Annotated in this window: 17 protein-coding genes and 1 tRNA gene; 12 read left to right on the top strand and 6 right to left on the bottom strand. The window is 41.5% G+C overall.

Annotated features, from left to right (window positions below):
* Positions 1 to 17: 17 nt before the first annotated feature.
* The 6 genes from ABD772_RS00945 to ABD772_RS00920 all read left to right on the top strand — a co-directional run bounded on the left by ABD772_RS00945 (position 18) and on the right by ABD772_RS00920 (position 7057).
* Positions 18 to 2081, top strand: coding sequence for an HD family phosphohydrolase (locus ABD772_RS00945; protein ID WP_345100413.1), 2064 nt, complete (start codon positions 18 to 20; stop codon positions 2079 to 2081).
* A gap of 68 nt (positions 2082 to 2149) precedes the next feature.
* Positions 2150 to 2239 (top strand) — tRNA-Ser (locus ABD772_RS00940).
* Positions 2240 to 2410: 171 nt separating this feature from the next.
* Positions 2411 to 3121: a TlpA family protein disulfide reductase gene (locus ABD772_RS00935; RefSeq protein WP_345100411.1), complete on the top strand. Its 711-nt coding sequence runs from the start codon at positions 2411 to 2413 to the stop codon at positions 3119 to 3121.
* A gap of 335 nt (positions 3122 to 3456) precedes the next feature.
* Entirely contained in the window at positions 3457 to 5019 is a 1563-nt protein-coding gene (locus ABD772_RS00930) for a hybrid sensor histidine kinase/response regulator (protein ID WP_345100409.1), read from the top strand.
* Positions 5020 to 5047: 28 nt separating this feature from the next.
* Positions 5048 to 6514, top strand: a complete 1467-nt coding sequence (locus ABD772_RS00925; protein WP_345100407.1) for an ATP-binding protein — start codon at positions 5048 to 5050, stop codon at positions 6512 to 6514.
* Between the two features lie 162 nt (positions 6515 to 6676).
* Positions 6677 to 7057 (top strand): response regulator, encoded by a 381-nt coding sequence (locus ABD772_RS00920; protein ID WP_345100405.1) that lies wholly within the window; start codon positions 6677 to 6679, stop codon positions 7055 to 7057.
* Position 7058: 1 nt separating this feature from the next.
* On the opposite strand, the gene ABD772_RS00915 is transcribed toward ABD772_RS00920, so the two are convergent.
* On the bottom strand, positions 7059 to 8216 hold the full coding sequence (locus ABD772_RS00915; RefSeq protein ID WP_345100403.1) for a PAS domain-containing sensor histidine kinase: 1158 nt from the start codon (positions 8214 to 8216) through the stop codon (positions 7059 to 7061).
* 330 nt (positions 8217 to 8546) lie between these two features.
* Here ABD772_RS00915 and ABD772_RS00910 point away from each other — a divergent pair, with 330 nt between their 5' ends.
* From ABD772_RS00910 to ABD772_RS00895, 4 genes are read left to right on the top strand one after another with little or no spacing between them, the layout of a single operon-like run.
* On the top strand, positions 8547 to 10865 hold the full coding sequence (locus ABD772_RS00910; RefSeq protein ID WP_345100401.1) for a PSD1 and planctomycete cytochrome C domain-containing protein: 2319 nt from the start codon (positions 8547 to 8549) through the stop codon (positions 10863 to 10865).
* 4 nt (positions 10866 to 10869) lie between these two features.
* On the top strand, positions 10870 to 12321 hold the full coding sequence (locus tag ABD772_RS00905) for a DUF1501 domain-containing protein (RefSeq protein ID WP_345100399.1): 1452 nt from the start codon (positions 10870 to 10872) through the stop codon (positions 12319 to 12321).
* A gap of 13 nt (positions 12322 to 12334) precedes the next feature.
* Entirely contained in the window at positions 12335 to 13360 is a 1026-nt protein-coding gene (locus ABD772_RS00900) for an NHL repeat-containing protein (RefSeq protein WP_345100397.1), read from the top strand.
* 15 nt (positions 13361 to 13375) lie between these two features.
* On the top strand, positions 13376 to 15520 hold the full coding sequence (locus tag ABD772_RS00895; protein WP_345100395.1) for a c-type cytochrome domain-containing protein: 2145 nt from the start codon (positions 13376 to 13378) through the stop codon (positions 15518 to 15520).
* 24 nt (positions 15521 to 15544) lie between these two features.
* Here ABD772_RS00895 and ABD772_RS00890 read toward each other — a convergent pair whose 3' ends face one another.
* From ABD772_RS00890 to ABD772_RS00875, 4 genes are read right to left on the bottom strand one after another with little or no spacing between them, the layout of a single operon-like run.
* Positions 15545 to 16471 (bottom strand): glycerophosphodiester phosphodiesterase family protein, encoded by a 927-nt coding sequence (locus ABD772_RS00890; RefSeq protein WP_345100393.1) that lies wholly within the window; start codon positions 16469 to 16471, stop codon positions 15545 to 15547.
* A gap of 11 nt (positions 16472 to 16482) precedes the next feature.
* Positions 16483 to 17211: an MIP/aquaporin family protein gene (locus ABD772_RS00885; protein ID WP_345100391.1), complete on the bottom strand. Its 729-nt coding sequence runs from the start codon at positions 17209 to 17211 to the stop codon at positions 16483 to 16485.
* 34 nt (positions 17212 to 17245) lie between these two features.
* Entirely contained in the window at positions 17246 to 18736 is a 1491-nt protein-coding gene (glpK, locus tag ABD772_RS00880; RefSeq protein ID WP_345100389.1) for a glycerol kinase GlpK, read from the bottom strand.
* 29 nt (positions 18737 to 18765) lie between these two features.
* Positions 18766 to 20376 carry a glycerol-3-phosphate dehydrogenase/oxidase gene (locus ABD772_RS00875; RefSeq protein WP_345100387.1) on the bottom strand — a complete coding sequence of 537 codons (1611 nt, stop codon included), beginning with the start codon at positions 20374 to 20376 and terminating at the stop codon, positions 18766 to 18768.
* Positions 20377 to 20543: 167 nt separating this feature from the next.
* On the opposite strand from ABD772_RS00875, the gene ABD772_RS00870 reads away from it, so the two are divergent.
* A complete protein-coding gene (locus ABD772_RS00870) occupies positions 20544 to 21308 on the top strand; it encodes a DeoR/GlpR family DNA-binding transcription regulator (protein ID WP_345100385.1) in 765 nt (254 codons plus the stop codon).
* A gap of 112 nt (positions 21309 to 21420) precedes the next feature.
* Positions 21421 to 22626, top strand: coding sequence for a PAS domain S-box protein (locus ABD772_RS00865; RefSeq protein ID WP_345100382.1), 1206 nt, complete (start codon positions 21421 to 21423; stop codon positions 22624 to 22626).
* Positions 22627 to 22680: 54 nt separating this feature from the next.
* Here the strand turns inward: ABD772_RS00865 and ABD772_RS00860 are convergent, their stop codons facing one another.
* Positions 22681 to 22935 (bottom strand): hypothetical protein, encoded by a 255-nt coding sequence (locus tag ABD772_RS00860; RefSeq protein WP_345100380.1) that lies wholly within the window; start codon positions 22933 to 22935, stop codon positions 22681 to 22683.
* Positions 22936 to 23592: the final 657 nt, after the last annotated feature.

Raw genomic sequence — 23592 nt, 5'->3', positions numbered from 1 at the left:
GAGGCTTAATTCAATAAATGGCAACACTATCACCCTCTCGTCAAAAGGCATTATTGCGCAAATACGCTCGCAACGTCAAGTTTTTAATGATGGTGGTGAGTACCTGTTTGATAGTTTACTCGCTGCCCAAACAGGCTAAGTTTAGCTATGAAATTGAGAAGGGTCGCATCTGGAATCAGAAAGATCTGATATCGCCGTATAACTTTGCTATATTAAAAACCCAGGCCGAAATACAGAATGACCGTAAGAATGCTTTGGCCAGTACCACACAGCTTTATCAGTTGGATGCTAATCTGGAACAACGCCAGATAGATGGTTTTAAGAATGATCTGGAAATTAAATGGCACAATGCTGGAATAGACGATCGCAAAAAGCCGGGCTACGTGCAGATAGGCCAGGCACTGTTGAAACAGGTTTACGATAAAGGTGTAGTTACACTCAACTCAAAATATCAGCAGACACAATCTTACTCGCTTACTATTCTTCAGGGAAATATAGCTACCGAAAAGAACACGGCCGATCTCTTTACCAAAGAAAGCGCCTTAACCTATTGTAATCAGGCACTCAGTAAACGTAGTGACATCGATAAAACCTTTCTGCTCGACCTATTGCAAAATCGCATACAAAGTAATATTGTTTATGACGATAAACTAACCGCCAGGTTGGAAACTGAGGTTTTGGAAAACATCTCGTTAACTCGTGGCATGGTACAAAAAGGTGATGTGATTATAGCTAAAGGTTCGGTAGTGAATGATGAAGTTTATCAGAAGCTCATATCATATAAGAAAGCATTTGAGGACAACTCGCGTATCAATGGCGACCCCAAACTGGTGCTGGCAGGACAGTTTGCTCTGGTTGCGATAACCATCGCGCTGTTAATGATCTTCTTATATCTATTTCGTAAGGACATTTATGCCGATAACCGGTTAGTAAGTTTGATCTTGCTGGTAATTACAGCCATGTTGTTCACGCTATCCATGGCTATTAAATTGCAGCTGCCAAACTTGTATTACATACCTTATTGTATTGTCCCCATTATTATCCGGATATTGTTCGATACACGTCTGGCACTTAATATACATCTGCTGGTAGTTCTAATAGCCGGGTTTTTTGTACCCAATAGTTTTGAATTCGCTTATTTTGAGATTACGGCGGGCATGGTATCTATATATAGCATTAAAAATCTGGTGCGCCGCGAGCAGTTCCTGATCTCAGCATTGATTATTACTTTCACTTATTTCGTGTCGTTCCTGGGCATATCATTGATCAGGGAGGGCAGTTTAGTTGACATCGACTGGTATAATTTCGTACCATTTATAGTTAGTGTTCTGCTGACGTTGCTGGCTTATCCGTTGATATACTTATTTGAGAAAGTGTTTGCTATCACCTCCGATATAACGCTGATAGAACTTACAAATACCAATGCACCGTTGCTGCGCGAGATGGCATTTTCTGCGCCCGGGACTTTCCAACACTCGCTACAAGTAGCGAACCTGGCCGAAAACGCTATTTATGCTATTGGTGGAAACGCTTTATTGGTAAGAGCAGGGGCCCTGTATCATGATATTGGCAAGATGGAAAATCCGCTGTTTTTCGTAGAGAATCAAAATTCGGCCTTTAACCCCCACGATAAAGTGACATATGAGGAAAGTGCCCAGATTATCATTCGCCATGTGTATAAAGGGATTGAGATGGCGCAAAAAGCCAATATTCCGGAAATCGTAATCGACTTTATCCGTACACACCACGGTAATACCCGGGTGGATTATTTTTATCAGTCATTCCTGAAAAATTTTCCTGAAAAGATTATTAATGAAAACACTTTCAGGTATCCCGGGCCCATTCCTTTTTCAAAAGAGACCGGTGTTTTAATGCTGGCCGACTCGGTTGAAGCTGCTTCGCGATCCTTAAAAGAGCCCGATGAAAAGTCAATCAGCGCGTTAGTTGATCGCATTGTAAAATACAAATTAGATCAGAACCAACTGAAAGACTGCGATATAACTTTAAAGGATATTGAAACCATTAAAGCTATTTTTAAACGCATGCTGATGAGCATTTATCATGTGCGAATAGATTATTAATTTTTTTTTGCCGGCTTAACCTAATTGCTATATTTGCAGTCCCTGAAAAAAGGGATATTCTTTAAAACGGTGAGGTGCCTGAGAGGCCGAAAGGATCAGTTTGCTAAACTGACGTACGGGAAACTGTACCGAGGGTTCGAATCCCTCCCTCACCGCCACGAATTTAAAAAAGGCTTTTAGTATAATACTAAAAGCCTTTTTTATTATAATAAAATCCAGGGGACAAAAAATGGATCCCGAGAGCCTTAATTTTTCTTATAGTCCAAACAGATATAATTTTCCGTTACTTTTAGATAGATTTTGAAATCTCGGATTATATACGGTATATAATGATGAAAAAAGTAATTACAGCCATAATGCTATTATTGAGTGCGTTTTGTAGCCAAGCCCAAACCACTGCGCCAAAACCAACGCAAACATCGGTAGTTATTGATTCGTCGGGAATGAAATACCCTTATATGCTTTGGGCAAAAATGCTGCAGAGTAACGAGTATTGGTTAAAACCTCTTAATCCTGAAAAGGACAATACCCCGTTTCTTTTGGTTAAATATACCGAGCAGCAAAAACAGTACTGGAGCGAACGAATGCCGAAGCCAGCCGAAAGTCCGTTTTTTAAAACAGGGCAGGTTATAAAACCATTTAAAATTAGAGATGTAAACGGTAAGAAAATAGAAGCTAAAGACTGGGCAGGCAAAACCATAGTATTTAACTTTTGGTTTATAGGCTGCCCGCCTTGTCGTGCCGAAATACCGGAACTAAACCGGCTGGCCCTAAAATATAAAAACAATCCTAATGTAATCTTTGTTGGCTTCGCGCTGGATGATGAATACGATGTTAAAGAATTTCTTAAAAAAAATCCCTTTAGCTACCAGTTGGTTGGCGACGGTCGCAACTATGCCAACGAGTTCAATATCAATTTATACCCTACCAATGTGGTTATTGATAAAAAAGGCAAGGTAAGACTGCATTACGTTAGCGACCCGTTTAACGGCGGTTACTGGATAGACAAAACCATACAAGAAAGTGAAAAGGAGATTTGAGAATTTGAAATAACACAGCGGTAATATGCCGTACTTGCGAACAAAATATTCTAAGCGTCTGTGTTTATTTCATTTAATTATTCTAAATTAACCTTGTATTCCGGCCGATTGATAGGCTTTATAACTTTGTCGTATCAATAAAGAAGAATTCAGCTACGATTCAGTTATAACCTTATCGGCACGTCCTCATGCTGAAGAACTTTGGCAACAAAAACCCCCATCGACCAAACGAATTTCTTGGTGTTGTTATTAATTGAACAAAGCATAATATTATTGTAACAAAGATGATACAAAGGGGGTAAATATTTTTATCTTTATTGAAAAAAAGCTCATATATGAATAAGGTTAATACTGCCGTCTTAATAATAGATGATGAAGAAATGGTAAGAGATAACATTGCAGATATTCTGTTGCCTCATTCGTTATCAGAAAAGCAGGAAGACATCGACAATGCACTGAATATTCTTTTTGATTCGCCTAAACCATTATTGGCGGCCCGCACACCAAATATTCCGGTATTTACTGTTGATAAGGCTTCTAATGGCATGGACGGCGTAAAGCTGGTGAAGAAGGCGGTAGAGGAGGGCCGGCCTTACGCAGTTATATTTTTAGATATGCGGATGCCGGGATGGAATGGTCTGGAAACAGCTATCGAAATAAGAAAGTATGATATTAAAGTTGAAATTATTTTCATAACGGCATATAGTGACCGTTCAATCGACGAAATTGTTGAACAAGCCGGCCAAAACGTGGGTTACCATTGTAAACCGTACGCGCCTGAAGAAATTGTTCAGTTGGCTACTAAAGCTGTAACTGATTACAATAAATTAAGGAATTTGGAAAATTTGATGGAATCTATATCATCTATAGGATTAAGCAAACATCAACTGGATTCATTATTGAAAAATATACTTGACCAACTCGCCAACTCAGTAGATACTGATATGGCGTTGATGGGTAAGCTGCATAACGATCTTAGTTATGAGCAAATACTTGCTATTGGAACTCTTGATGGCAGAATAGATATCAACGAGCTCATCGCGCGTGTTAAAGGCATAGATTTAGCAAAGGATGAAGTCGTGCAAGTTGATGAACTTTTTCTTGCACGGATGGACAATTACACTGTTTTTGCAGTACTAAAAAAACAGCAAAAGCTTAAAACAGAAAAAATGTATTTGTTAAAGCTTTTTGTACAAAACGCAGCTCAAGCTATCCGGAATGCAGAATTAAATGAGAAACTTTTGCAAAGAGAAAAACTGTCAGCTGTTGGTCAGGTAATTGGTATGGTTATGCATGATCTTCGCCCGCCGATTAAAAACATTAAAGTTATTACCGGTATGATGAGAGAGGAAGGCGATGAAAATGACCTGATTGATTTAATAGACCAGTCTGCAGATCAAGCATCCGAAATTTTTGATGATTTTTTAGATTTTATAAAAAATACGCCTATTAAAAAGATACCGGTTTTTTTGCACAAAATCGTTAAGGATGCTGTTGGCCTGGCAGATACCCGGGCAGGAATGGCTACCACCAAAATAACTATTGCTATACCTGAGAACGTCGTTATAAACGGTGACGAAAGCAAGCTAAGGCGGGCGTTTAGTAATTTAATTAATAACGCTATAGATGCGTTGCACGATCATCAAATAAAAGATGCGGCCATCAATATCTCTGTAGATATAAAGGATACCGAAATAATCATAAGGGTGCAGGATAATGGGCCTGGTATACCAACCGAAATAATAAAAACCCTTTTTGAGCCATTTGTCACCAAGCAAAAAAACACTGGCACCGGTTTGGGGTTGGCTATCGTTAAACAATATATCAATTCGCACGGTGGAGACATTAGTGTTGAGAATAAAAACGGCGCTTTATTTATTATAAGTTTGCCCGTATGACCGATGTCTGAGTATAATAAGTATTAGAATGAAAACCACTGAATTAAGCAAAGAACTTTTACCGCATATGACAGAAAACTTAGGCAATATAGAAAATGGACTTAAGGAAGAGTTGCCATTTGCTCAAAAAGACTTGTTTAGCCTTGTAATTGAAAACTTACCTGATCAAATTTATTTAAAGGATACAGAAAGCCGTTTTATACTTTGCAATACACCGGTTGCACTTAATGCCGGTTATAAATCGCCCCAGGATATAATAGGAAAAACAGATTTTGATTGTCATCCGCAAGAAGCTGCACAGTTTTTTAATGACGAACAGTCATTAATGAAGTCAGAACGCTCGCTCATTAATCACGAAGAACAGTTTATAAACAACGAAACCAATGAAATAAGATGGAACTTAAGTACTAAGGTACCAATTAAAGATAATTCAGGCAAAGTGGTGGGTTTATTAGGTATTAACCGGGATATCACGCAAATGAAGAGGGCGGTGCTTGAACGCGAAGAGATAATGGCAAACTTAGTGCAGCGTAATGAAGAGTTAGAACAACTTACCGCCATGCTTTCTGAGCAATCGCGTGAATTGAATAAACAAGCTGCAGATTTGAAACGCTTGAATGAGCAACTTAACCTCCAAAAAGAGCAGGAACTTGAAAAAGCATTAGCGCAAGGTAAATTTGAAATAGCTTCAGAAGTTTTACACGATATCGGTAATGCGCTGGTTGGTTTTGGTTCTTACCTAAATCGCATAAATAGGGCGTTTAGCAAAAATAATATTGAGTCAATAAAAAATTTGAGTCTGTTTATACAAACGCAAAAAGCGGCTATTGCATCTGTCATAGGGCTTGATAAGGCAAACGCGATGGTTGCTGTAGCAGACGGTATAGCTAATACTCAAACAGAAAACAATAATGAAATTGGTGCTTCAATCAGTGAGCTTTTAAATATCATTAACCACATACAGGAAATATTAAATATACAAAGGCAATTAGTTACCGGCCATGGAGGCAAGCATCAAAGGAAGCCCGTGAACCTGGTAAATATATTAGACGATTGCAGAGCGATGTTATTGGCGTTATTCGACAAAAAAGGCATCCAATTTAAAATTGACATCAAGCAAGGTGATTACATAATAAGCGGCGATCATACCAAATTAATGCAAGTAATTCTGAATGTTTTGAAGAATAGTTTGGAAGCCATAGCGGTTGATGCGCCCGTCAAAAATATCTCGGTGTCTTTAAAGGGAACGGATAATTTAATTGAGTTAAAAATAGTTGACAATGGTAGAGGATTTGACAAAGGAACAGGCAGCCGTTTGTTTGAAAGGGGTTTTACTACCAAAAAAGATGGAACAGGGCTTGGATTGTATAATTGTAAATCGATTATTGAAAGCCATGCCGGTTCATTTGAGATCAATAGTCAAGGATTAGGCCATGGGGCGTGTACAACCATAAAGTTTAGACGGAGCGATATTGGTAAAGTTTCTTACCATTAATAATGGCCCGAGTCCATTAATTTGTCTTTATAACCAACTTCCTGATTCAATAACCAGCATTGGTAAATACGGTAGACACTGCTATAAATACGCGAAATGATAAGATAAGCCGCAAAAAATTGTTTGAAGTAAACCAATATCAATAAAGAATGTCAATCTTTGATGATGAGAATTATCGTAGTGGATGATCATCCTGTCGTCAGGAACGGTCTCTGCCAGTTACTGGGCGGCCAGGACGATATCGAAATCTTAGCCTCGGCCGCAGACGGAGACGCTACACTCGCCCTACTAAAAAGCGGCATCCAGGCGAATATGGTACTGACCGATCTTAATATGCGCGGCATGGACGGATGGGAACTCACACGACAGCTTACAGCACTTAACCCTGCGTTATTCGTTATTATACTGACATTGCACCCACAAATAGCCGTGAAGCAGCGGGCGCTGGCGGCGGGTGCGAAGGACTGCTTATCAAAAGACGGTGATATTGATGAACTTCTGAGTGCACTCCGTGCAGCCCATGCTTCAAGAGCAGAGATATAGCTTACGCTATACGTCTTGGAATAGTGATTTCGACAGTGGTGCCCTTTCCCTTCGCAGACGAGACATTTAATGTGCCGCTTAGTAAGTTTACTTTATAACGGACCGTTTGTAAACCAATTCCTTTTTTCTGCTGCTCTCCTTCCTCATCAAATCCCTTTCCGTTATCTCTAACCTGGATATAAATAGCTGCTTCGTCTGCTGCAATGTCTATAGCGGCCCTACTTGCTTCAGCATGTTTGACGATATTCATCGCAAGTTCCTGAATCATCCGGTAAATAGCAATTTCGAGGACATTATCTATCCTCGTGTCCAAACCCTGGATGTTGCTCTCAAAACTGAGTCCGTTGGTTAACTGCCGGCAAATATCCTCCACCGCCTCCTTCAACCCATGTTCCTGAAGCATAGCAGGCATCAGGTCATGCGAGATACGTCTGCATTCGTGTATGCAATCGGTTATTAATTGCTGTGTGTACTGCAGTGCTCGTTCATTTCCCGGCTGGCTTTCTGAATATCTAACCTTTACATCGTTCAGGCTCAGCTTTACGCCATATAGCAACTGGCCCAAACCATTATGCAAACTTTCGGCAACGCGCCTTCGTTCTTCTTCCTGTGTGTTTAGTATTGTCTCAGCTATCTCCTGACGCTGCTCCTGTTCGCGAATTAAATCTTTTAATCGTTCAATCTCTATCCTCTCCGAAATATCCTCTATAATTGTATAGCCCAGTGTATCGTCAGTATCTTCAATCAGAATAGTTGTAACATGTACCCAAACTGTCGAACGGTCTTTTTTGATCAGGCAAGTATCAAAGTTAAAGGACGACATACTTGTTGTCCAAAGTTGATGCTGCAAATCTTTCCAGGGTTTAACAAAATCGGGATGAGAAAAATCAGTGATCACCTTTCCTAACATTTCGTTTTCAGTATAACCAAGTATGTTAAGCAGCGCTTTATTGACCTTAATAATGTGAAGTTGGTCATCAATAATCTTTTTCCCGACAGCAGATTCTTCAAAAATTGTTCTAAAGCGTTCCTGACTGCGCTGAAATTCATTATCGAGCCGGTCTTTTTCAGCCTGAAATAATGTGTATTGTTCCGCTTGCACCTTCAGCCGGTGTACTTCTTCTTCTAATTTTTTAATCTGATCTTGGGTATTTCTCATGTATAGACTAATGACAACGGGCAATATAAAGTTTCGGTGACATGGCAGGGGTAAAGTAGTACACAAGTTACATTATTTTATCACTATCGCTATGTAAACTTTCAGGCTATTAAATAAAAATTAAAAATTGATATTAATGTTGATTTTACTGCCTTAAATGTAGCATTTCAAGTTATTAGGCGGGTTAAATTTTTAAGAAGCGTTTGTTACCCTAAAGGCAGTTTCGCTAATGCAAGATGATGTTTTTTCTAAAAAAAACATTGTTAATGAATAATTGCTGTTATATTAGATATTCCAATAAACCAATTTATTCCTGCTGCTGAATTAATTATGAAGAAAGGTGTCTATCTTTTATTCTTTATTTGTGCCGGTGTTATTTTAGGCGGCGTAATTGCGTGCAATCAACCCGTCAGCAGCCAGCAGGCTGATGAAGAAATACCCGATACAATAAGTTACGATTATAATATACGACCAATTTTTTCGGATAAATGCTTTAAATGCCATGGCCCTGATGCCAACAAGCGGCAAGCCGGCCTTCGCTTAGATATTCCCGAGGAGGCATTCAAGGCTTTACAGGATAATCCCAATGCACACGCTTTAGTACCGAATGATCCTTCAATGTCTGAAGTGTATTTACGGGTTACGTCTGATGATTCAGCAATGATGATGCCTCCGCCTGCGTCAAATTTGAAAAGATTAACCCGTCACGAAACCGACCTGATAAAAAAATGGATAAAGCAAGGGGCTAAATATGAAAAGCACTGGGCATTTATCCCTCCTAAAGCGCTGCCGTTGCCAAAAGTGACCGATTCGGGCTGGCCAAAAAATGAAATTGACTTTTTTGTATTAAGCAAGCTTGAAAAAAGAAACATAAGCCCAAATGCTGAAGCGGATAAAGAGCGTTTATTAAAAAGGGTTTGTCTTGATCTTACAGGGTTGCCGCCAGGTTTGCAATTGATGGACAGCTTTTTGGGCGATAGGCGCCCGGATGCTTATGAAAGGGTAGTAGATCAACTATTACAAAGCCCTGCTTACGGAGAAAAAATGACCTTGCACTGGCTCGACGAAGCCCGATATGCCGATTCGCACGGTTATCAGGATGATAACTACCGCAGCCAATGGCCCTGGCGCGACTGGGTGATCCATGCTTTTAACGAAAATTTGCCTTATGATAAATTCGTTACCTGGCAGTTGGCTGGTGACTTGGTGCCCAACGGGGGTAAAGAGCAGTTGTTAGCCAGTGGCTTTAACCGCAATCATAAAATAACAGAAGAAGGTGGTGTGATAGATGAAGAATACCGCGTAAGTTATGTCACAGATCGCACCAATACGTTTGGCAAAGCCCTAATAGGGGTTACTATGGAGTGTGCGCATTGCCATGATCATAAGTATGACCCTTTTTCGCAAAAAGAATACTATGAGTTATTCGCCTTCTTTAATACAGTTAATGAGAAAGGCATTACCTCTGTAGTTGGTGGACCTGAAACATACGCTAAAAAACCTATGATGCAGATTACTGATGAGGATGTGCGGGGTATCTTGAAATTCGTAAATAAACAGGATACAAATAAACTGATCGTTTCTGTAATGGGCGACACCGTGCGGAAGACCTTTTTACTAAAGCGGGGTAACTATGATGCCCCTGGCGAAGAAGTGCAGCCGGGTACTCCAAAAGCAATATTACCTTTCCCGGCAAGTTATCCTAAAAACCGGTTGGGGCTTGCTATGTGGTTGTTTAACAAACAAAACCCGCTTACTGCACGGGCATTTGTTAATCAACAATGGCAGGAGTTTTTTGGACAGGGTATTGTAAAAAGCTCCGGCGATTTTGGGATGCAAGGCGACTTACCAAAGAATGCGGCATTATTGGATTGGCTTTCGGCTGACTTCAGAGATCATGGCTGGAATATTAAACGATTGGTTAAGCAAATGGTTATGTCGGCCACCTATCGCCAGTCGGCTGTGATTTCGCCCGAAAAACTGAAACTGGATCCCAATAATGAATTGCTTTCGTATAGCTCACGCTCGCGTTTGCCGGCCGAACTGGTACGTGACCTAGTACTGGCCAGTAGCGGGTTATTGGTTAAAACTATTGGCGGCCCAAGTGTAAATCCTTATCAGCCACCCGGTTTATGGGAGATGGCAAGCTCGGGCAGGGGGCAACTTGCAACTTACAAACAGGTACATGGCCCTAATCTTTATCGTCGTGGTATGTATACGCTAATTAAGCGTACAGTACCGCCCGCGTCAATGGCCATATTTGATGCCAGTAACCGCGATCAGTGCGAAGTGCGTCGGCTACGCACTAATACACCGTTGCAGGCTCTCGTGATGATGAATGACCCAACAGTGCTGGAAGCAGCGCGGGTATTGGCCGCACGATTATTAACGGAGAGTAGCCCGGTTAAAAATAAAATTTACAAAGCTTTCAGGCTTATTGTTTGCCGAAAGCCCAATGATAAAGAACTGGCTATATTGACGGGTTATTACCAGGACGAGCTTAAAACAACCGATAGCCGGACAGCTGCCCAGCTGTTAAATGTTGGCGAATACCCAATGCCGGACAATCTTGACAAGGTTCGGCTGGCTACAATGATGAAGGTAATTGCCGCAGTATATAATTTGGAAGAGACTATTGTGAAAACTTAAAGGTATGGAAAAAGATATTTTAGAACATTACCTGAATTTAAACCGGCGCAAATTTTTATCAAAGCTGAGCCTGGGGTTAGGGAGCGTTGCTTTAGGTTCATTGCTTATCCCTGATCTATTTAGCGGCAATGATAGTGGTAGCGATTTTATACCGGGTATGCCCAATTTTGCGCCTAAGGCCAAACGGGTAATTTATCTTTTTCAAAATGGCGCCCCGTCGCAACTGGAATCTTTCGATTATAAGCCGAAGCTGCGTGAAATGATGGGGCAGGAGCTGCCGCCATCCGTGCGGGGCAATCAAATACTGACCGGGATGACCGCTAAGCAGGCCTCATTTCCTTTAGTTGGGTCGTATTATGATTTTAAACAATACGGGCAAGCGCGTGCCTGGATAAGTGATCTTTTTCCTTACACTGCAAAAATAGCCGATGATCTTTGTATCATTAAAACGATGTACACCGAGGCTATTAACCATGATCCGGCATTAACCTTCTTCCAAACCGGCGCGCAGCAAGGTAACCGCCCTAGTATGGGTTCATGGATAAGCTATGGCTTAGGTAGTGAAAATAAGAATCTTCCTGCTTTTACTGTACTGCTATCAAAGGGCAAGGGTAACGGCCAGGGTGTTTATTCAAAACTTTGGAGTAACGGTTTTTTAGATTCAATTTATCAGGGCATACAATTCAGCACCAGTGAAGATCCGGTGCTTTATTTAAAAGACCCCGACGGCTTGAGCCGTGAGGAGCGTCGCAAAATGCTCGATAAAGTCGCTTCACTTAATGACCTGTCATATAAACAATTTGGCGACCCGGAAATTAACGCCAAAGTGCAGCAATATGAAATGGCCTACCGCATGCAAACCGAGGTGCCTGATATTATGGATGTTTCTAAAGAATCGGATGCTACAATCAAAATGTACGGGCCTGATTGTGTGGTTCCTGGTACTTATGCAGCTAATTGCCTGTTGGCGCGTAAACTATCAGAAAATGGGGTACGCTTTGTACAACTGTATCATCAGGGTTGGGATCAGCATGGAAATTTACCTAATGAAATGGCCGGACAGGCAAAAGATGTCGACCAGGCATCGGCGGCTTTGGTTACTGACCTGAAACAACGCGGATTGCTTGATGAAACATTGGTGATTTGGGGTGGCGAATTCGGGCGAACTAATTATAGTCAGGGTAAACTGGACGCAAAAAACTATGGTCGCGATCACCATCCACGCTGTTTTAGTATTTGGATGGCAGGCGGCGGTATCAAGCCCGGTATGGTTTATGGCGAAACTGATGATTTTGGCTATAATATCGTTAAAAATGGCGTGCATGTAAATGATTTTCATGCTACTGTACTTAATCAGTTAGGCATTGACCACGAAAAGCTTACTTTTAAAAGCCAGGGCCGCCGTTACAGGCTTACCGACGTGGGAGGTAAGGTAGTGCGCGGAATACTAAGCTAATGATCATTCAATAATGGAAAGAAGGAAATTTATACAACAAAGCACCGTTTTTACCGCAAGCTTTTTTATTGCGAAAGATCTGCTGGCAAAAAACGACGGCCCTATATACGGCCACAACGGGATGAAATACCGTATGGACAATAAATGGGGAAAACTCGATCCGCAAAACCACCCCGTAAACAATTGCCACGAAATGGTTCAGGACTCAAAAGGCCGTATCATCATGCTGACTGATGAAACGAAGAATAACATTCTGATTTATGATACCGCCGGGAAGCTGCTTGATTTTTGGGGACATGATTTCCCCGGAGGTCACGGCCTGACTTTGGTTAATGAAAATGGCACTGAATTTTTATTTATCACCGATATTGTTAAACACCAGGTTTATAAAACTACACTGGATGGCCGGATATTAATGACTATTGATGTGCCGGTTGAAACCGGTGTTTATAAAGACGCTAAAGAATTCGTTCCTACCGAAACTATTGTTGACACTAATGGTGATATTTTTATTGCCGACGGTTATGGCGCACAATACATTACCCATTACGACCGAAACGGCAAGTTATTAAACTATTTTGGCGGCCGCGGCGATGGCGATGAACATTTTGACAATGCGCACGGCATTGTGATTGACCGCCGTCAAAAGAGACCGTCGCTTTTGGTTACTGACCGCACCCGCCATTGTTTTAAACGCTTCGGTTTGGATGGTAAATTACAGGACATCATAGTACTACCGGGTGCTTGTGTTTGCAGGCCGGTGATTAAAGATCAGCATTTATATGCCGCCGTGCTGATGTCGATCGATATGCAGCACCCGGGCACCGGATTTACAACTATATTGGATAAACACAATAAGGTAGTTTCTAATATTGGCGGTACCGAACCGGTTTATAAGAGCGGTGTATTGCAGCCTATGAGCCAGGCTGAAAAGATATTCGTGCATCCGCATGATGTTTGTGTGGATAGCGATGATAATCTATATGTAGCGCAATGGGCATCCGGCAAAGTTTATCCCTATAAATTTACCCGTGTTTAATCTACTGGCCGGCTAATGATTAAACAAAGTCATCAAGGTTTTGGGGAAGCTTTATTGTTTGTACTCAACACATTCCTGATCTTTTTATTGGTATTTGGTGATCACGTTGTTGTACCGCACTGGCTGCAACCGGTTGGCCGCATGCACCCATTGCTACTGCACTTTCCAATTGTGCTGCTAATAATGGCGATGTTGTTCGAGTTTTTCCGTTTCCGAGCGGCGTTCAAGGAGGAGATTCTTTATCAAAATTTCACGACAGCGCTGCTGCTTATCGGCAGTTTATTAGCAGCAATAACAGCTATTATGGGTCTTTTCCTTTCTAAAGAGCCGGGATATTCGGGTAATACGTTGCAATGGCATAAATGGGCTGGTTCAGGCGTTGTTTTACTAAGTTCTGCTATTTATTGGTGCCGCAATTCGCAGTGGTACAAAGCCTCATTGGCAAAAACAGGCGCTATAATAACGTTTATTGCCCTAGTGTTGGCAGGGCATTATGGTGCGTACATTACCCATGGCGAAAATTTTATACTTGCTCCGGTTATGAGCAAGGCCGCTCCCATACCAATTGATAAAGCGTTGGTTTATAAGGATGTTATCCAGCCCATTTTTGAAAACAAATGCGCGAATTGCCATAATGAAGACAAGTTAAAAGGAGGATTGATGTTAACGGACTCGGCTTCTATTTTAAAAGGGGGCAAAACCGGTAAATTATTTATCCCCGGCGATCCTCAAATGAGCCTGATCCTGCAGCGTATACACTTACCCCTTAATGATGATAAACATATGCCACCTGCCGGTAAAACCCAGCTTACCGACGACGAACTCAACCTACTTTATCTTTGGATAAAAGAAAAACCCAATTTTAAGCAAAAAGTACTTTCATTACCGGCTGCCGATTCACTACGTCTGCTTGCCTCCACAGTGTTAGCTCCCGCCACATCAGCCGGAGATACTTATGATTTTACAGCGGCTGACGAAAAGACGATAGCTGGTTTAAATAATAATTACCGGGTTGTTCATGCATTGGCCAAAGAATCGCCGGCATTAGCTGTAAATATCTATAACAAAAATATTTACACCCCAAAGGTGTTGGAAGACTTGAGCCCTATAAAAAAGCAGTTGGTATCACTGAATTTAAATAAAATGCCGGTTAAGGATCAGGAGTTAAAAACCATAGCCCGGTTTGAGAATCTCCGTAATCTTGATCTTAATTTTACAGCCCTTACCGGTAGCGGGTTAAAATATCTTACACAGCTTAAACATTTGAGATCGTTGTCACTGGTTGGCACCAGGCTTAACTTCCGGGATGTTAGACAGGTTGTAACCATGAAAAGTCTCGCTGAATTATTTATCTGGAACACAGGTATAACCAATCAGGAGATACAACAACTAAGAAAACTAAATAAAAATGTAGCTTTTGATGAAGGGTTTAAAGACGACGGAAAACCCATAAAACTCAATGTGCCTCAATTTAAAAACACAGAGGCGGTATTTTCAAAACCATTTGAGCTGCTCATTAACCATCCTATCAAAGACGTAGTGCTGCGTTATACTACGGATGGAAGTGATCCGGATAGTATCAAATCGCCGGTTTATAAGCCAGGAATCATTATAAACAGCGACGCTATAATAAAGGTTCGCGCTTATAAAATGGGTTGGTATGGTAGTGATATCGTAACCGCGTCATACAATAAAAGTAGCTACACCCCAGATAGCGTAAGTTTCGAAAATGGCCCTGCTGGCGCAGATCCGAAATTACTAATTGACAAAACACTTGGGTCATTCAACTTTCGAGATGGTAAGTGGGTGGCGGCGCAAAAGGATCTGGTCATTAATCTCACCTTTACAAAACCAATTAATCTGCATACAATAGGTTTAAATAGCCTGCGTGTCGTTAGCCAACAAATACTTGTCCCTGCAGAAGTAACAGTTTTGGATGTTTCGGTTAAAAATAAGTTTAAAGTAGTCGGACGAGTGAAGCCGGCGCCGCCTGCTAAACAGCAAGATGCAGATACCAAAAAAGTAATAGAATGCAAAATAACAGCCGTGCAGCCACTTACTTATATCCAGATCAGGATAAAACCGGTAATGAGGCCGCCTTCATGGTTTCCGCCTCAAAAACCGGTATCTATTTTTATGGATGAGCTTTTCTTTAATTGAGATCGTTGTGTAAGGACTTTGTTTTTATTGTAATTCTTTAAAAAGATTGGGGTAATCTGTTATAATACCGTCAACACCTATACTTTTAAAATGCCTCATTTCGGCAACCGTATTAATAGTCCATGGTGCAATTAACATCCCTTTTTCGTGGCATTGTTTAACCATTTCGGCGGTAATTAATTTACCGTACGGATTATAAAACATAGGCGCGAAACCTAGTTTGCTTATATCGCCTGCTACACTCAAAGTTTTGTCAGAGGTTAAGTAGCCAAGTGCTATTTCCGGATATTCACTGTGTAACACCTGTAACGGACGCATATCAAACGATTGTATAATGAGGCGCTTTCCTAATTTCTTCGGCTTTAGTACATTCATCACTTTCTTCATATACTCCGCTGGCGCAGGCTGATCAAACCCATCGGTTTTTTCAGCCGATTTGATCTCCACCAGGTAATAAACGCCTGGTAAACCTTTGGCCTGTGTATAAGCGTCAACACTGTCAATCAGTTCGCCCAATAGCGGAGTATAGGTTTTTAAACTTTGTTGCTGCGGATAAGCAGGATAAGCTTTTGTACCAATGATAAAGGGCTTTATATCGGCATAATTCATTTGGTAAAATGTATACCTGGTCCTTTCTTTTACAGGGATATCGCTGCCATTGGGCATTAAGGTATAGGTGGGATCAAACGATTCATCGTGATACACGATCACTTGCCCGTCTTTGGTGATATGCACGTCCATTTCTACCATATTTGCGCCAACTTCTATACCCTTCTCCATAGCAGGAATAGTATTTTCCGGCATGAGCCCTCTTGTACCACGGTGGCCTACTTTAAAGAACGTTGGGTAGCTTTTCTTGTAGGATGCAGGTTTTAATGAGTTGCATGAAAGCGCTAACGTCCCCATTAAACATACAGTGCCACATATGGCGCGGTTAAAATTTTTATTCATCAGGATTGTATTTATTTTAAAAATAAATACAATCCTGCCGCTACCGCCGACCCAATAATCGGTCCCACGACAGGTATCCATGCGTAATGCCAACCGCTGCTTCCTTTTTCGGGGATAGGTAAAATGGCATGCATAATGCGCGGGCCCAGGTCACGCGCGGGGTTAATGGCATAGCCGGTTGTTCCGCCTAAAGATAAACCAATAGCCCAAACCAATAAGGCTACAGGCAGCGCACCTAACGAACCGAGGCCAATAGGTGTTTTATCAGCGCCCAATTCGCCTTTAGTGAAATAAAATATCACAAACAATAGCACAAAAGTGCCAATGATCTCGCTTATGATATTCGACAAGGGATTGGCTATGGCGGGCGACGTGCAAAACACTGCTGCTTTAGTGCCCTGGTCTTTGGTGGTAAAAAAATGATCTCTATACATGAGAAAGACTAAAAAGGCGCCCAGCATTGCGCCGGCAAATTGTGCGGCTATAAACATAGGTACTTTGGCCCAGGCAAACTGTCCGGCAATGGCCAATGCAATGGTAACCGCTGGGTTTAAATGCGCACCGCTATAGGGGCCCGCTATAACAACTCCGGCAAATACACCCAGGGCCCAGCCGGTAGTTATTACTATCCATCCGCTGTTATGGCCTTTGGTGCCGGTTAAAATTACGTTTGCTACCACTCCGTTTCCTAACAGGATAAGGAACATTGTGCCGATCAATTCGGCGGTAAATTCTGACATCTCTTAATTATTTAGGTTAATTGTTGGTTTATATTTATAATTCAGTCCATACTTTAACAGCAGCTACAGCTTTATTCCAGCCTTTCACCGCCTCATCGCTATTCAATGACGTATTTGGGTTAAAGGTTTGGTTAATTTGCCATTGCTTTTGTATCTCATCAGTATTGCTCCAATAGCCAATGGCCAGGCCGGCAAGATAAGCAGCGCCTATTGCAGTTACCTCAGTAACTTCGGGGCGTACGACAGGGGTTTTTAAAATATCTGCCTGAAACTGCATAAGCATGTTATTTGCGGTAGCGCCACCATCAACACGTAATTGTTGTATCTGGGCGCCTGAATCAGCCTCCATGGCCTTCAAAACTTCCAGGGTCTGGTATGCAATGCTTTCTAACGCTGCGCGGGCTATATGTGCGTTATTGGTGCCGCGTGTTATACCGAATATGGTACCGCGGGCATACTGGTTCCAATGCGGTGCACCCAAACCTGCAAAGGCAGGTACTAAATATACGCCACCGCTATCGGGTACTTTTTCGGCCAGTTTCTCAACTTCGGCAGATGTGCTGATAATTTTCAACTCATCGCGCAGCCATTGTACAACCGCGCCGGCAATGAATATACTGCCCTCAAGAGCATATTGTATCTTATCGCCAATTTTCCAGGCAATAGTTGTAACGAGATTATTTTTAGAGATAATAGGTTTGTCGCCGATATTCATCAGCATAAAACATCCCGTACCATAAGTGTTTTTAACCATACCGGTTTTAGTGCACATTTGCCCAAACAATGCCGCCTGCTGATCGCCGGCAATGCCGGCGATAGGAATTTTAGCGGCCAATACATTGCCTGCAGTTTCACCGTAAACCTCGCTGCTGGATTTTACTTGCGGCAGCATACTTGCCGGAACGGTAAATATCTTCAACAACTCTGCATCCCATTGCAAAGTGTTAATATTATACAACATAGTCCGAGAGGCATTACTCACATCAGTAACGTGTACGTTGCCCGAGGTCATGTTCCAGATCAGCCATGAATCAATAGTACCAAAGGCCAATTTACCCGCTTCTGCTTTCTCTCTTGCGCCCGGTACGTTATCTAATATCCATTGCACTTTGGTTGCCGAGAAATAGGCGTCCAAAACAAGCCCTGTTTTTTCCTGGATGATCTTGTCGACGCCTTTGGCCCGTAGTCCATCGCAAACAGCCGCCGTACGGCGATCTTGCCAAACAATGGCATGATGTACCGGTTCGCCCGTCGTTCTGTCCCATACTACAGTTGTTTCACGCTGGTTGGTTATACCTATGGCAGCTATATCTGTCGACTTAAGATTGGCCTTTATTACCACTTCGGCAGCTACAGAAGCCTGGGTAGACCAAATTTCCCGTGCATCATGCTCCACCCAACCAGGTTGCGGATAAATTTGTGTAAACTCTTTTTGAGCGACTGCTACAATGCCGCCGGCCTTATTAAAAATAATAGCCCGCGAACTAGTGGTGCCCTGGTCTAACGACAAGATATACTTCTCCATTGTTTACTTTTAGGTTTGTTATTATTGGTTTAACAAATATATTTTTTATTCTCAGTAATTGGTTGTGCCAGGTATTTACTTGCCAACTGATTAAAACTATTAATCTGAGCTTCTTCCCAAATCAGCTCATAGTTTAATTCGGTAGCAATAAGTTTAGCCACAGCAGGTGCTAAATTTATTGCCGCTTGCGCATCTAAAAACAATAATCTTAATCGTCTTGCCAATACATCCTCAACTGTACGCGCCATTTCATATCTGACTGCCCATATAACTTCAGCTTTTAGGTAAGGTTGGCTCTCATCTAATAGTTCGCCCAACTTGGGTTCAGCTTTAATGAGTGTGGTTATTAATAAAGCGTCACTTCCGTAACCGGATAAATGAGTAGTTGTGTTATCATTTGTATAGCCGTGAATTTTCAGATCGCCAGTAATACAGGGTTTGGCGGGTAATCTTCCTATTTGAATTGCTTTATCAATTGTGTCCTCGGCCATTTTGCGATAGGTGGTCCATTTACCACCTGTAATAGTGATCAGGCCTGAATCATTTACAATGAGCTTATGGCTTCTTGAAATTTCTTTAGTGGCACCGGTGTCCTTATCAGGCGCAGCTAAAGGGCGCAGGCCTGCAAAGACAGATAGTACGTTGGCGCGGGTGGGTGCTTTAACAAGATATTGCCCTGCAGTTTGCAGAATAAACGTTATCTCTTTGTCTAATGCGACAGGTTCAAGGCTATAGGTTTCCAATGGCGTATCGGTAGTACCCACCAACACATGCTGATGCCACGGCACGGCAAATAATACCCGGCCATCTGGTGTTTTCGGGATCATGATGGCGCTATCTCCGCTAAGGAAGGACCTATCCAATACTACGTGCACGCCCTGGCTCGGCTTAACCAATGGTTTTTGGAACGCGCGGTCCATCTGTAGTATTTGATCAACAAAAACGCCGGTTGCGTTTATAACTACTTTGGCATAGAGGTTATAAATTTTATCGCTTTCAATATCACGTACAATTACTCCGCTTATTCTCCCCTTGTCGGTTTTTATCAAGTTGGTTACTTTTATGTAATTCAATAAAATACCACCTTGCTTTGCTGCAGTTTGGGCGAGGTTTATCGCCAGGCGCGCGTCGTCGAATTGACCATCCCAGTATTTAATGCCGCCTTCCAAGCCCTTAGCTTGAATTTCGGTAACAGCGCCGATTAGTTCATCACGCGTAAGCGATCTTGACCTGCCAAAACTATATTTACCGGCCAGCCAATCGTACATTTTTAGGCCGACAAAGTATTTTATTTTATCAAGCCAGCTATAGCATGGTATAATAAACGATTGCTTTTTTACCAGGTGCGGAGCATTTTTAAGCAGCAGACCGCGTTCGTGCAGAGCCTCATAAACTAATCCGATATTGCCTTGCGCCAAATAGCGCACGCCGCCATGAACCAGTTTTGTACTGCGGCTTGAAGTGCCTTTGGCAAAATCGTTTTGTTCAAGCAGTATTGTTTTATAGCCTCTTGATGCCGCATCCACTGCCGCGCCTAAACCCGTCGCGCCGCCGCCTATAATGATGATGTCCCATAGTTCGGTTTTATCCAGCTCCTGCAAATATTCTTCTCTTTTAAAACCTATTTTGTTTCTTATCATTTCATTTTTTAATAAATTACTTTCGAATTTGCAATAAACGAAATATGAAACAAGTATATGAAATAATTCGAAACCTAAAATATTTTCAGGAATTAAGTTATTAACATCATAACTAATTGCTGCTTTATATTAAAAACCTGCTAAATTGCACCATAGAATTATCTTATATGAGAAGTTTAACTGAGAGGCATCAACATATTTTAAACCAGATACAGCAAAAAGGGAGTGTTGCCGTATTGGACCTTTGTAATGAATTGGAAGTATCATCTGTAACAATTCGAAAGGATTTGAAACTTTTGGAGGATAAAAATTGCCTTTTTCGCACCCATGGCGGCGCTACTCAAAATAATCCGTACGCCACCGACAGGCCGGTAAATGAAAAAGAAAAACTGCAATCCGCAGAAAAATTGAAAATAGGATTAGCCGCTGCGAGCTATATCCAGCCGGATGATTCTATCCTGATAGCATCGGGTACAACAGTGCTTGCTTTAGCCAAAAGCATCCAGCCCGTAGGCAACTTAACAGTGATCACGTCGGCGCTTAATGTGGCGCTTGAGTTAATTCATCATTCAAATATAGAGGTGCTGCAATTAGGAGGAATATTAAGAAAAAGTTCATCGTCAGTTATGGGCCCGTATGCCGAGAGCATTTTGGCCGATTTTTTTTGCAGTAAGTTTTTTTTAGGAGCTGATGGTATTGACCTTGAGTTTGGTTTGACCACAACCAGTGCTATGGAAGCCCACCTGAACCGGCAGATGATGGCCGTGTCGCAAAAAACCATTGTGATTGCCGACTCGACCAAATTTGGCAAACGGGGCTTCGGCAAAATATGCGGGCTTGATGAAGTTGACCAAATAATAACCGATAAAAATCTGCCGGAACATATAGTAGAAAGGCTGGAAGCAATGGGTGTTAAAGTTACTTTGGTATAACGGTGCTTGCTGATGTATTGTTGCCCAGCCTGATAAGTCATGAGCCAATTGTGTGTTTACAACTTTAATGCTATTTGCTAACTTAGGTCAAAATTTTTCGTAAAAAGAAAGTATGTTCCGCAAATCCTATTTTTATTTATTATTAATTGTTGCCGGAGGATTGATCGCTACAGCCATTGGCGATGATTTTTGTGCTGCCTGGTTTGAGCATAATGGAAAGATATTTCCAGGGATAATCCGGGCAATGAACGATATTTTCTGGATAGTGGTCACCGTAATCCTTGTCATCCGGCAGGTATGGCGGCAGCAGCAGGTATTACAGGCGTCTGAAATGCAATACCGACAGCTTTTTGAAGCACATCCGAACCCAATGTGGATATACAGGCAGGATACGCAGCAATTTATATCTGTAAATGAAGCAGCATTACAACAATACGGATATACCCGCGATGAATGGTTAAAGCTAACTATCCGGGATATCCGTCCTGCTGAAGATTTACCCCGGTTAGAACAGGTTGCAATAAAAAGCCAAGATGGTTATAATGATCTGGGTACCTGGCTCCACGTACGAAAATCTGGTCAGGTTTTTCCGGTCAATATAGTTTCTTATCCCATTTATTTTAAAGGCGAATCGTGCAGATTGGTGATGGCTACTGATATAACTGAACTGGTGCGCAGTAAAGAAGATCTCGAGAGCGCTTATATTAAAGAAAAAGAATTACGCCAGGAAAGCCGGTTGCGGGCTGAAATTATTAATAAGATTCATAATTTGGTGATTATTGTAGGCGAGGACGGACTAATAAAATGGGTAAATAAAGCTTTTTGTGAGTTTACCGGATATACTTTGCCAGAAGTTGTAGGCCTCGGCCCGGAAACTGTACTGCACGGTCCGTTGACAAATGTAGAGACCATGCAGCGGCTAGGGCAGGCAGTTCAAAAAAAGGAATTTTTTAGCTGTGAGTTAGTCAATTATAAAAAAACGGGCGAATGGTATTGGTCGCAGTTGAATATTTCGCCAATTTACGATGAAGCCGGCGTCTTCCAATTTTTTATCTCAGTTGAAAATGTTATTACCGAAAAAAAGCAACGCGAAGAAAAGATTATTCGTCAGCACTCGGCATTACAGGAAATCGCATGGCTAAACTCTCATGAATTGCGTCGGCCGCTCTGTTCAGTGATTGCACTGGTTGAGTTACTTAAATCTGCGACTACAGCCGAAGAACAGGATAATTATCTGCGCCTACTTGAACAGACCGCAAGTGAACTTGACCAACTTGTTCATACAACAAGTCTAAGAATCAGCGAAATAGAAAAATAATATCTGGCAGGTACTATTGTTATTTCGGGAAGCCGCGTTACTACATAACTGTAGTTATTCTCCAAGATGCCTTAAGCGCAATCTGTTTATAATTGCTATCAGGTTCAGTTTCACACCGATCTCGTTCAACAGATCATAGCTAAGTATAAGTTTTCCAATTGATTTCCACTGACCGTTAAGACGGGCAATAAAAATGGTTTCATTTTTCGGAAACACAATGCGCCAGATCTTTAGCCCGTTTATCAGTTCTTCTGTTGCCTGAACTTTTAAGGTGTTACCGCTTTTGCGGTTTTTTATTTTTATTAACATGATTGTTAAATGTCTGAACTACACCACAAAGTGATGTTATGTAAATGTATGATTAATAAGCCGATGTAAAATGCACTTAATGATAAGTGTAATTGTACTGCCTCGATAAAATAATAGCGGGAATTAAATACTTAAGCTTCAGATTCGGATACAGCGTAAGGCGAGAAAAGTATGCTGCCTTGTAGCAGGCAAAGCAATTTGCCGGGTAACAATATTGGCTTTTTGTATCAGCAAATCCATTCCCGTAAAAATAAATAACATGGCAAATTCTACGCGCTTGAACATGGATGTATTGTTATTTACTATTGAACGGTCAATTCTAATTAAGGTTTTGCCAGCATCACTGTTTATGTCAACATTAGAATTATGGACGCTAACTGCTTGGTTTTCACGGTTATTTAGCATAGTTCTGAAACTGCCGAGTATAACAATGTTTAGTATGTTGCAACACAGGTAAATAACTAATACCGGCACCACACTGAGCTTAAAAACAATATTTGATTTTATCCTAAACATACTACCCGCTCAATTTATAAAAAAAACTGTGAGCCGTCAAATAATAGCTAGATTTTAACAGTACCAGCAGCGTTTAATTTTGAACATTTGTAAGTAACGGAATGAAAAAAGCCGTCTAATGCAGACGGCCTTTACAAAACA

The sequence above is a fragment of the Mucilaginibacter panaciglaebae genome (assembly GCF_039539265.1).
Classification (GTDB): domain Bacteria; phylum Bacteroidota; class Bacteroidia; order Sphingobacteriales; family Sphingobacteriaceae; genus Mucilaginibacter; species Mucilaginibacter panaciglaebae.
The sequence above is the reverse complement of the archived record's forward strand: the minus strand, read 5'-3'. Positions and strand labels throughout refer to the sequence as shown.

Excerpts from the sequence above, each read along its gene's own strand:
- ABD772_RS00865 (WP_345100382.1), top strand. The coding sequence starts at position 21,421 with ATGTTCCGCAAATCCTATTTTTATTTATTATTAATTGTTGCCGGAGGA.
- ABD772_RS00935 (WP_345100411.1), top strand. The coding sequence starts at position 2,411 with ATGATGAAAAAAGTAATTACAGCCATAATGCTATTATTGAGTGCGTTT.
- ABD772_RS00890 (WP_345100393.1), bottom strand. The coding sequence starts at position 16,471 with ATGAATAAAAATTTTAACCGCGCCATATGTGGCACTGTATGTTTAATG.
- ABD772_RS00875 (WP_345100387.1), bottom strand. The coding sequence starts at position 20,376 with ATGATAAGAAACAAAATAGGTTTTAAAAGAGAAGAATATTTGCAGGAG.
- ABD772_RS00905 (WP_345100399.1), top strand. The coding sequence starts at position 10,870 with ATGGAAAAAGATATTTTAGAACATTACCTGAATTTAAACCGGCGCAAA.
- ABD772_RS00925 (WP_345100407.1), top strand. The coding sequence starts at position 5,048 with ATGAAAACCACTGAATTAAGCAAAGAACTTTTACCGCATATGACAGAA.
- ABD772_RS00900 (WP_345100397.1), top strand. The coding sequence starts at position 12,335 with ATGGAAAGAAGGAAATTTATACAACAAAGCACCGTTTTTACCGCAAGC.
- ABD772_RS00930 (WP_345100409.1), top strand. The coding sequence starts at position 3,457 with ATGAATAAGGTTAATACTGCCGTCTTAATAATAGATGATGAAGAAATG.
- ABD772_RS00920 (WP_345100405.1), top strand. The coding sequence starts at position 6,677 with ATGATGAGAATTATCGTAGTGGATGATCATCCTGTCGTCAGGAACGGT.
- ABD772_RS00910 (WP_345100401.1), top strand. The coding sequence starts at position 8,547 with ATGAAGAAAGGTGTCTATCTTTTATTCTTTATTTGTGCCGGTGTTATT.
- glpK (WP_345100389.1), bottom strand. The coding sequence starts at position 18,736 with ATGGAGAAGTATATCTTGTCGTTAGACCAGGGCACCACTAGTTCGCGG.
- ABD772_RS00870 (WP_345100385.1), top strand. The coding sequence starts at position 20,544 with ATGAGAAGTTTAACTGAGAGGCATCAACATATTTTAAACCAGATACAG.
- ABD772_RS00945 (WP_345100413.1), top strand. The coding sequence starts at position 18 with ATGGCAACACTATCACCCTCTCGTCAAAAGGCATTATTGCGCAAATAC.
- ABD772_RS00860 (WP_345100380.1), bottom strand. The coding sequence starts at position 22,935 with ATGTTAATAAAAATAAAAAACCGCAAAAGCGGTAACACCTTAAAAGTT.
- ABD772_RS00915 (WP_345100403.1), bottom strand. The coding sequence starts at position 8,216 with ATGAGAAATACCCAAGATCAGATTAAAAAATTAGAAGAAGAAGTACAC.
- ABD772_RS00885 (WP_345100391.1), bottom strand. The coding sequence starts at position 17,211 with ATGTCAGAATTTACCGCCGAATTGATCGGCACAATGTTCCTTATCCTG.
- ABD772_RS00895 (WP_345100395.1), top strand. The coding sequence starts at position 13,376 with ATGATTAAACAAAGTCATCAAGGTTTTGGGGAAGCTTTATTGTTTGTA.